This window comes from Candidatus Margulisiibacteriota bacterium, from assembly GCA_028715625.1.
GTDB lineage: Bacteria > Margulisbacteria > Riflemargulisbacteria > GWF2-35-9 > GWF2-35-9 > JAQURL01.
The window spans coordinates 1-2759 of the sequence record JAQURL010000123.1 but is presented as its reverse complement, the minus strand read 5'-3'; the positions used below and the strand labels follow the sequence as shown (position 1 = coordinate 2759).

2 protein-coding genes are annotated in these 2759 nt (G+C 38.9%); both read left to right on the top strand.

All coding sequences use genetic code 11. The features are described from left to right. The coding region (locus PHV30_12105; protein ID MDD5457754.1) for a hypothetical protein at positions 1-275 on the top strand (275 nt) is incomplete at its 5' end. 133 nt (positions 276-408) lie between these two features. Beyond that, positions 409-2759 (top strand): alpha-amylase family glycosyl hydrolase (locus PHV30_12100; protein ID MDD5457753.1); only part of this gene is annotated, 2351 nt, incomplete at its 3' end.

Genomic DNA, 2759 nt, shown 5'->3' with positions numbered 1-2759 from the left:
ATGTGAAACAAAAGTTTGGGTTTACAGAAACTGCTACTGAAAAAGACATAATCAGCAAAAAACCGGATCTGGATAATATTCTTATGGAGTGTAAGGATATAAATAATATTGATAAAAAACCAAACGGAGAAAAAAATCAGGTTAATGAGCAGGGGTCAAAGGAAAACAAGCTGGACAGCGCTGCGATGAAGAAAATAATTGATAAAATGCTGAAAAACCCCGACTTGCATCAGTCCAAAAAACTTTTTAAAGAAGAAGAATCGTTAAACAAATAGATTTATCAAATACACCTTACCGGATTCAAAGGCCTCCCTGGATGGAGGCCTTTTTATTTTAGAGGAAGTTTAATTCTCATACTTTCCAAAAAAAATAAAATTTCCCGAATGCAATTACGATAAATTAATAGCCATGAAAAAAATTATCTCAACACTGGAAATATCCGACACTGATAACCAGCGCTTCAAATTGCTTAAAAAATCGATTACGGGCCTTGCCAGACTTGAAGAAATATTTACAGGCATGAGCGACTTGCACACTCAAATTGCCCCATATCTGGGCGCTAATTTTAACGCGGAAACCGGCATTACCACATTTGTTCTTTATGCGCCGCATCTAAAGACATCCGCAAGACCTGAACCCGAATTAAAATTAAAAATATATCTGCCTCTGGAAAACGGTTCCTATGTTTGCAGGGAACAGAGCTTGCAAATACTACCAAATTCAGTGGTTCATTACACTGCCCTGAAGGGTTTACAGCCCATGCGAGGTAATGATTATGGCTATTTATACCAGCTAGAAGATACTTCCAGCGGCGAAGTATTTCCTGACCCCAGCAGCGAATACCTGCCCGGTGGCCCTCAAGGCAAAGTTTCAGCTGTAATTGATCATTCGCACTTTAAATGGGGCCCCAATGAAAATAATTGGCTGGAAAAGGAACATGATATTTTCCATATCAAAAAAATACATCCCGGACTGGCTACCAAGGAGGCGGATTTCAAGGGATTAGGCAAGGCACTCCAAACTCTGGATGATATTATCGAAGATACAGACATCAAAATAACCAGAAAATTTTTTACCAATAATTTCAACATTCCCAATGCGCTTTTGGAAAAATTCTGGCAATATCTTTCCACCCACTGTCTGCTGGATGCAAATGAACAGCTATGCATAACAGAAGATGCGGATTATGAAAAAATCGAACAAAGCCTGGCTGCCTTTTTCCCGGACCTGAAAACAAAAATTCTGTCTTTGATCATCCAGTCTATAAGCCTTCTGGGCATGGATACTGTAGAACTATTCCCGGCTAATGAATATTCCAGCAGGCCGGCTAATAATATAAATTTACATAACAATATTTTAACTATAACTGTAGATAAAACAGCTTTTGGCAGTTGGGGATATGACTCTAACGGCTTCTTCAGGTCACTTAGCGCTTTATACGGTAAACCGGATGATTTCAAAGAATTTGTTAAGACCTGCCATGAACGCGGCATTAAAGTAAGCGTAGACCTGCAGTTAAATCACCTTGGCCCGGAAGGCGCTATGGCTGACAGATTATATCCTATAAATCATCCTGACCAGAATAAAAAAACCGACTGGGGCTCAGCCATCAACTACGACGATCCTTTCATAAGGTCTATGGTCCTGCAAAGTGTAAAAAGTTTTCTGGAAAATTACCATATAGACGCCATGCGCCTGGATATGACCCAGTTCATAATGGATGACAGTTTTTTAAAGGACTTGGGGCACCTGTTAATAAATCATACAATAATCAGAAACAATGAAAAAATAATTATTTCCAAAAAAATACCTTCACATGCTGAAGACGCCAGAGAAGATTTTTCTTCCGTAGTATCGCCGCTTGATTACCGGCACAGCAACGTCTGGTTTTTTAAGTTGCTGCATCTGGCCGAAGACCTGCTGAAACTGAACAGGCTGGAAAATCTATCAGAAATAACCAGACTACTGTTGGATGAAATCAGAACTGTGATCAACCATACCCAGCATGATCGTCAGGGTAACTGGGGAGGTTTTTTGCTGCGTAACCTAAAAATGTTAATGATGTTTTGTGTCGGCCGTGGCATACCTTTGGAGTTTTCCAATAACTATTTCCAATTTTACAGAGACCTGGAAGTAAACCTTGATGAATATGTACTACTGGCGGAAAAAATAGGAGCAATACAGGAATTTAAAGAAAAAGACTGGGAGGTATTCCCTGATACTATTAAAAACATCTTTCCCAATCTCGATTCTTTAAAGTCTTTTGCTGGCAAAATGCAAGCCTGGTATTATTTCCAGCAGGAAAAATATATGAAAGACAAACCCAAATCGGAACGGCATTATGTACGGAAACAATTAATAGAAGGATTAATAAAAATTGATACATTTCATGAGGAACTTGGAATTAATCCAGCCAGGGACATTCCCTTAATAACAAAATATTATAACCGGTTAATATATGATCTTTCCAAGGACCGTAGTTTCAACTCCAATATCCGTTATGAAATATTCCTTTATCGTATGCGTCTGTTACGTAAAAGATATCCCTGGTTATTATCCTGTGAATCCAAACACGATTTTAACCTGACTAATTTTAACGAAAGCTTCCGGAACATAGCTATTATCGGCAGAGCTAATCCGTTGAATCCGGAAGAACAGGTACTATCGGTAACAAATTGGGATAATAAGGAAAGGATCGTCAAATTTACCAACGGTCATAAACTGACACCAGGCGAATACAGGGTTTACGCGTCTAACTT